At 71.3% G+C, this 5,941-nt stretch carries 7 protein-coding genes; 3 read left to right on the top strand and 4 right to left on the bottom strand.

What is annotated here, in order from left to right; genetic code table 11:
• Positions 1–229 (bottom strand): hypothetical protein (locus tag IBL25_RS27110; RefSeq protein WP_238940629.1); only part of this gene is annotated, 229 nt, incomplete at its 3' end.
• On the opposite strand from IBL25_RS27110, the gene IBL25_RS23810 reads away from it, so the two are divergent.
• Both IBL25_RS23810 and IBL25_RS27115 read left to right on the top strand, forming a co-directional pair.
• Positions 228–659: a DUF2382 domain-containing protein gene (locus IBL25_RS23810; RefSeq protein ID WP_187780957.1), complete on the top strand. Its 432-nt coding sequence runs from the start codon at positions 228–230 to the stop codon at positions 657–659. The genes IBL25_RS27110 and IBL25_RS23810 overlap by 2 nt on opposite strands.
• A 10-nt stretch (positions 660–669) precedes the next feature.
• On the top strand, positions 670–1,725 hold the full coding sequence (locus tag IBL25_RS27115) for a YsnF/AvaK domain-containing protein (RefSeq protein WP_187780958.1): 1,056 nt from the start codon (positions 670–672) through the stop codon (positions 1,723–1,725).
• 61 nt (positions 1,726–1,786) lie between these two features.
• Here the strand turns inward: IBL25_RS27115 and IBL25_RS23820 are convergent, their stop codons facing one another.
• Genes IBL25_RS23820 through IBL25_RS23830 form a run of 3 tightly spaced genes read right to left on the bottom strand, consistent with a single transcriptional unit; the run spans position 1,787 to position 4,781 of the window.
• Positions 1,787–2,584, bottom strand: a complete 798-nt coding sequence (locus IBL25_RS23820; RefSeq protein WP_367615678.1) for an ABC transporter ATP-binding protein — start codon at positions 2,582–2,584, stop codon at positions 1,787–1,789.
• Positions 2,581–3,654, bottom strand: coding sequence for a FecCD family ABC transporter permease (locus IBL25_RS23825; RefSeq protein ID WP_187780959.1), 1,074 nt, complete (start codon positions 3,652–3,654; stop codon positions 2,581–2,583). The genes IBL25_RS23820 and IBL25_RS23825 overlap by 4 nt, the downstream gene beginning before the upstream one ends.
• Positions 3,651–4,781: an ABC transporter substrate-binding protein gene (locus tag IBL25_RS23830; RefSeq protein ID WP_187780960.1), complete on the bottom strand. Its 1,131-nt coding sequence runs from the start codon at positions 4,779–4,781 to the stop codon at positions 3,651–3,653. Before IBL25_RS23830 ends, IBL25_RS23825 begins: the two co-directional genes overlap by 4 nt.
• A 186-nt stretch (positions 4,782–4,967) precedes the next feature.
• On the opposite strand from IBL25_RS23830, the gene IBL25_RS23835 reads away from it, so the two are divergent.
• A complete protein-coding gene (locus IBL25_RS23835; protein WP_187780961.1) occupies positions 4,968–5,777 on the top strand; it encodes a siderophore-interacting protein in 810 nt (269 codons plus the stop codon).
• Positions 5,778–5,941: the final 164 nt, after the last annotated feature.

The following is a 5,941-nucleotide window of genomic DNA, read 5'->3' on the forward strand; positions in this document are numbered from 1 at the left end:
CGGCCGGCTGGAGCCGGGCATCGGCGATGGCCGCGTGCGCTCCTATCTCGCGGACCGCACGCCGCGCTGAGGGCCAGCCTAGCCAGCCGCCGCGCAGCACCCGGAAGCCGCCTTCCACCCGGCTGGCGGTGCCGGCGATTTCCGCCGGCGCCGCCACCACGCGCGGCCGCTGGAACCGGCGTGAGGGCGGGCGCGTTGATACCGCGCAGTCCTGAGGGTGAGCCATCATGCCGTCCAAGCAGCCCGGGACCGTGCTCCCGCTCAGCGAAGAGAAGCTTCACGTCGAGAAGAAGCTCCAGGAATCGGGCCGCGTCCGCGTTTCCGTCAGCACGGAAACGGTGGAGGAGGTGGTGCGCGAAACCCTGCGCAGCCGCAGCGCCCAGGTGGAGCGGGTGCCGGTGGAGCGGGAGATCGATCAGGCACCAGCGACGCGCGAAGAGAATGGCGTGCTGATCATCCCGGTGGTTGAGGAAGTTCTCGTAGTAGTAAAAAAACTTTATCTGAAAGAAGAAATTCACATTAGTTTTGATGAAACAGAAGAAATTGTCGAACAGCCAGTGGAACGGCGTGTGCAGCGGGCGGTTATTGGAAGGCTGGCATCCGATGAGTTGGATGATCCTGATGAGTCAGGGACCGCTGGCCCCCACCCGACATGCTGAGGTACCCAAGATGACCCGAACCATTACTGGCCTGTTCGACACGCGCGAGGCTGCGGAAGCAGTCATTGATCACCTCACCACGCATGACGGTGTGGACCGCAGCCGGATCACGCTGCATGGCAGTGGCGGCACCACAAGCGGCGGTGCCACGGCCGGTTCCGACCATGAAGGCTTCTGGGCCTCGCTGAAGAGCCTCTTTGTGCCGGAGGAGGACCGTTACGCCTATTCCGAGGGCCTTCGCCGCGGCGGCTACCTGCTGGCCGCGGAGCTGGAAGAAGACCAGGTGACGCATGCCATGGATGTTTTCGAGGAGCATGGCGCCGTCGATCTGGATGCGCGGGAGCAGGAATGGCGCAGCAGCGGCTGGCAAGGCTACCAGTCCGACACCGCCTCCGCTGGCGGTGGCATCGCGGCCGGGGCTGCCGGGGCCGGGCTCGGGATGGGCACGGGTGCTGCCCTGGGCAGCAACACGGCCACCGGAACCAGCGGGCATGGCGGGAGCGATCTCGGCGCCGGTGCCGGTATGGCCACGGGTTCCGGCCTCACTGCCGCAGGTTCCGGCCTCGGTGGGATGTCCAGTGAAAGGAGCGGCAGCGGCATGGCTGCCGACGGCACCGGCCGCCTGGGCGAGGAAGGCGTTATTCCGGTGGTCCAGGAGACGCTGCGCGTTGGCAAGCGCGATACGCAGCATGGCCGCGTCCGCGTCCGCTCCTATGTTGTCGAGACACCGGTCTCCGAGCAGGTCTCGCTGCGCCAGGAACGTGTGGATGTGCAGCGCCGGCCTGTTGACCGCCCGCTGACGGATGCGGACGGCGCCTTCCGCGAGCAGACCATCGAGGCGGTGGAGCACCGGGAGGAGGCTGTGGTGTCCAAGGAAGCCCGGGTGGTCGAGGAGGTCGTGATCAACAAGGACGCGACCGAACATACCGAGACGGTGCAGGACACCGTGCGCCGCCAGGATGTGGAGGTCGAGGATACCCGCGGCACCACGGGAACGACCGGCACAACCGGAACGACCGATCACACCGGAACAACCGGCACCAGGCCGCCGGGCGGCAAGGTCTGAGCCGCCAGAAGGGTCCGTGAAGCGCGAAGCACCGGCACCGCGTGCCGGTGCTTCGGCGCGCCTAGCCCAGCGCCAGCGCCCGGTCCACCAGCACTACTGGCACGCCCTGGGAGCAGGCCTCCACCCGGCTGGCGACGCCGAAGGATTCCGCCAGCACCTCCGGCGTCACCACCTCGGCCGGGGGGCCGGCGGCCAGCAGGCGCCCCTTGGCCAGCACCGCCACCTGGTCGCAGGCGCGGATGGCCAGGTTGATGTCATGGATGGCGACGATGCCGATGGCGCCGCTGGCGCGCACCGCATCCCGCACCGCCTGCACCACGGAAAGCTGCCAGCGCAGGTCCAGCGCGCTGGTGGGCTCGTCCAGCAGCAGCAGCTTCGGCTCCCGCACCATCACCTGCGCCAGCCCCACCATCTGCCGCTGGCCGCCGGATAGCTCGCTCATCCGCCGCAGCGCCAGATGGGTGATGCCGAGGTTCTGGAAGGCGCGGGCAATGGCGGCCTCGGCCTGGGCATGGCTGAGGTCGCCGCGCACCGCGCGGCAGGCCGACAGCACGGCCTCATAGGCCACCAGCGGGGAGGGCGGCGGCAGGCTCTGCGGCAGATAGCCCACCAGCGCCGCGCGCTTGGCCGCCGAAAGCCCGGGCAGGGAGACGCCATCCAGCGCCACCGTGCCGCTGACCCGCCCCAGCCCGGCGATGCCGCGCATCAGGGTAGATTTGCCGGCGGCATTCTGGCCCAGCAGGCCCAGCAGCGTGCCGGGCGGGATCGGCGGCAGGTCGAAGCCCTCGATGACGCGGCGGTTGCGGTAGCCGGCGGTGACGCCCTGCAGCAGCAGGCCGGTGCTGTCCTTGTTGCTCACTGCCCGCGCCCCTTGCCGAAGAGCAGCGCCAGGAAGAGCGGCACGCCCACCAAGGAGGTGACGATGCCCACAGGGATGATCAGCCCCGGCACCAGCATCTTGGAGGCGATGGAGGCGAGCGACAGCACCAGCGCCCCGGCCAGGGCGGCGCCGGGCAGGAAGAAGCGGTGGTCCTCCCCCAGCAGCAGCCGCGCCATATGGGGGCCGACGAGGCCCACGAAGCCGATGGTGCCGACAAAGGCCACGGCCGTGGCGGCCAGCAGGCTGGCGCGCAGCATCACCACCAGCCGCAGCCGGGCGGTGTCGATGCCGAGCGATTCCGCCTGCGCCTCACCGGCCCGCAGCGCCGTCATCTTCCACACCCCCATCATGGAGAAGGGGAAGCAGAGCAGGAGCACGATGGCCACCACGGCGATCTTGGGCCAGGTGGCACGGGCGAGCGAACCCATGCCCCAGAAGACGATCTGCTGCAGCGTCTCGGCATCCGCGATGAATTGCAGCAGGGCGACCGCGGCATTCAGCGCGAAAACCAGCGCGATGCCGAAGAGCACCACGGTATCCACGCCCGTGCCACGCATCCGCGCCAAGGCCTGCACCAGCACGGAAGCGCCGGCGGCGAAGGCGAAGGCGCCGATCGGCACCGCGATATGCTGCGGCACCCCCAGCGGCCCCACGCCCAGCACGATGACCAGCGAGGCGCCCAGCGTCGCCGCCGCCGAGACGCCCAGGGTGAAGGGGGAGGCCAGCGGGTTGTTCAGCACCGTCTGCATCTCGGCGCCCGAAAGGCCGAGGGAGGCGCCCACCAGCACCGCCATAAGGGCATAGGGCAGCCGCACGTTCCACAGGATCACCTGCACCGGCCGCGGCAGGCTGGCCGGGTCTATCAGGCCGGACACCACGGTGCCGAGCGAAAGCTGCGCCGGCCCGGTGGCGATATCGGCCAGCAGCGCCAGCAGCAGCGCCAGGGCCAGCACGCCGAGCAGGATGAAGCGGCGCCGCACGAAGCCGGCATAGCCGGCGGCGAGGCTGGCCGGCGCCGGGGCGGCGGTGGCGAGGCCCTGGCCGCTCATTGCGCCGCCACCCAGAAGGTGCCGTCCAGCTTCACCGGCTGGAAGCGTTCATAAAGCCCGCGCATGGTGGCCTCCGGGTCCAGGTCGGCGAAGAGGTCGGGGTGCAGCCATTTCGCCAGCACCTGCACCGCCACCACGTTGAAGGGCGAGTTGTAGAAGCTGTGCCAGATGGCCAGGGCGCGGCGCGCCTTCACGGCCTCCAGCTCCCGCACGCCGGGGCGGGCCAGGGCGGCATCCAGGGTGGCACGCGCCAGCTCCGGCGTGGCGCCGTGGCCCAGGATGATGCGGGCATGGCCCGGCTGCGGCGCCGCGCCCACGGCGCCAACGGCGGTGCCCACCCAGAATTCCGGCTGGTCCGCCAGCAGCTTCTCCAGCGAGACCTTGCCGGTGGCGCCGGGCACCAGGGCGGCGCCGGTATTCTCGGCCCCCGCCGCATTCAGGAAATGCGCCATCATGGCGCGGGCCATGGTGTCGCAGCAGTCCTCGGAAAAGCCGACGCGGCTTTCCAGGAAGACGCGCGGGCGGCGGGGCCTGGCCTCGGCCAGCCGCTCCGTCACCAGCGCCAACTGCCGGCGCCATTCGGCCACAAAGGCCTCGGCTTCCTGCTGCCGGCCCAGGGCCTCGCCCAGCAGCAGCATGGAGCGGGGGGTATTGTTCAGCGGGTCGCCGCGGAAATCGACAAAGACGATGGTGGTGCCGGCGGCTTCCAGCGCCTCGATCACCTGGCGGGACTGGGCGCCGGGGCCATGGCCATCCACGCCGAAGATCGCGAGGTCCGGCACGCTGCCGATGGCGCGCTCCACCGAGAAGGTCTCGCTGCTGCTGCGGCCGAGGCGGGGGATCTCGTCCAGCCGGGGCGCCACGGCGCGGAACTGGGCATAGCCCTGCGGGTCCACCTGCCGCAGGTCGTCCTGCATGCCCACCAGCCGCGCGGTGGGGTCGCCCTTCTCCAGGATGGCCAGCACCGGCAGCATGCGGCTCTCGCCCAGGATCACCCGCTCCACCCGCGCCGGCAGTTCCACGCTGCGCCCGGCAAGGTCGGTGACGCTGGCCGCCCAGGCCGCGCCCCAGGGCTGGGCGAGCAGGGCGGCGGCGCAACAGGCAGCAGCCAGGGCACGGCGAAGCATTGGCGGGTCTCCGGAACCGGAAGGCGGAATGGGCAAGGCGGGCTAGACCCGATGAAAACGATTTGCAATATCATAAGGGCGGTCCCGCCGGGGACGGCCCCGGGATGCTTCCCGCCGCCGCCCGCCATGCCGGGCCGCCGCGTCCGGCCCAGGCCCGGCACTTCCGACCACGGAGCTTCTCCGAACATGACGACGACGTCTTCCCTCGCGGCCCGGCGTGTGCGCCACGAATTGCGCTTCCGCCTGCTGGAGGTGCTGCGGGTGGAGCAGCCCAATCCGCATCTGCGCCGCATCACGCTGGGCGGCCCGGCCCTGGCGGGTTTCGTGAGCGCCGGCTTCGACGACCACGTGAAGCTCTTCTTCCCCAATCCAGGGGAGGCCGAGCCGCTGCTGCCCAGCCCCGGCCCCAATGGCCCCGTCTGGCCCGAAGGCCCCCGCCCCGCCGCCCGCGATTATACCCCCCGCCGCTTCAGCGATGAGGCGCTGGAGATCGACTTCGTGCTGCATGGCGAGGGGCCGGCCGCCACCTGGGCGGCGCAGGCGATGCCGGGGCAGCGCATCGGCGCCGGCGGCCCGCGCGGTTCCTTTATCCCGCCCGAGGGGCTGGGCTGGTACCTGCTGGTGGGCGACGAGACGGCGCTGCCCGCCATTGCCCGCCGCCTGGCCGAGCTGCCCGCCGGCACCCGCGCCATGGTGCTGGCCGAGGTGGCGGATGCCTCGGCCGAGCAGCCGTTGCCTTCTGAAGCCGAGGTCTCGGTGACCTGGCTGCACCGCGACGGCGCCGCGCCCGGGCGTCCGGAGGCGCTGGTGGCGGCGCTGGCCGGCCTGCGATTGCCGGAAGGGGAGGGTTACGCTTGGGTGGCCGCCGAATCCGCGGTGGCCCGCGCGCTGCGCGCCGTGCTGCTGGAGCGGCATGGGCTGGACAAGGCGGCGGTGAAGGCCGCTGGCTATTGGAAGCACGGCGCCGCCGCTAGCCACGAGACGCTGGAAGGCTGAGGCGCTCAGGCCGCCACCTGGCGCGGTAGCGTTGGGTATGGGCCTCGCTCCATGGGGGAGGCGTATCCTTCCCGGCCGCCCCGAGCCTGGGAGCGCCGGGCCGCCGAAGCGGCCCGGTGGCGGGCTTCAGCCGGGCGGCGGGCCGGCGCCGGGGGAGCCGGCCT

The sequence above is a fragment of the Pseudoroseomonas ludipueritiae genome (assembly GCF_014490445.1).
In the GTDB taxonomy this organism is placed as follows: Bacteria; Pseudomonadota; Alphaproteobacteria; order Acetobacterales; family Acetobacteraceae; genus Pseudoroseomonas; species Pseudoroseomonas ludipueritiae.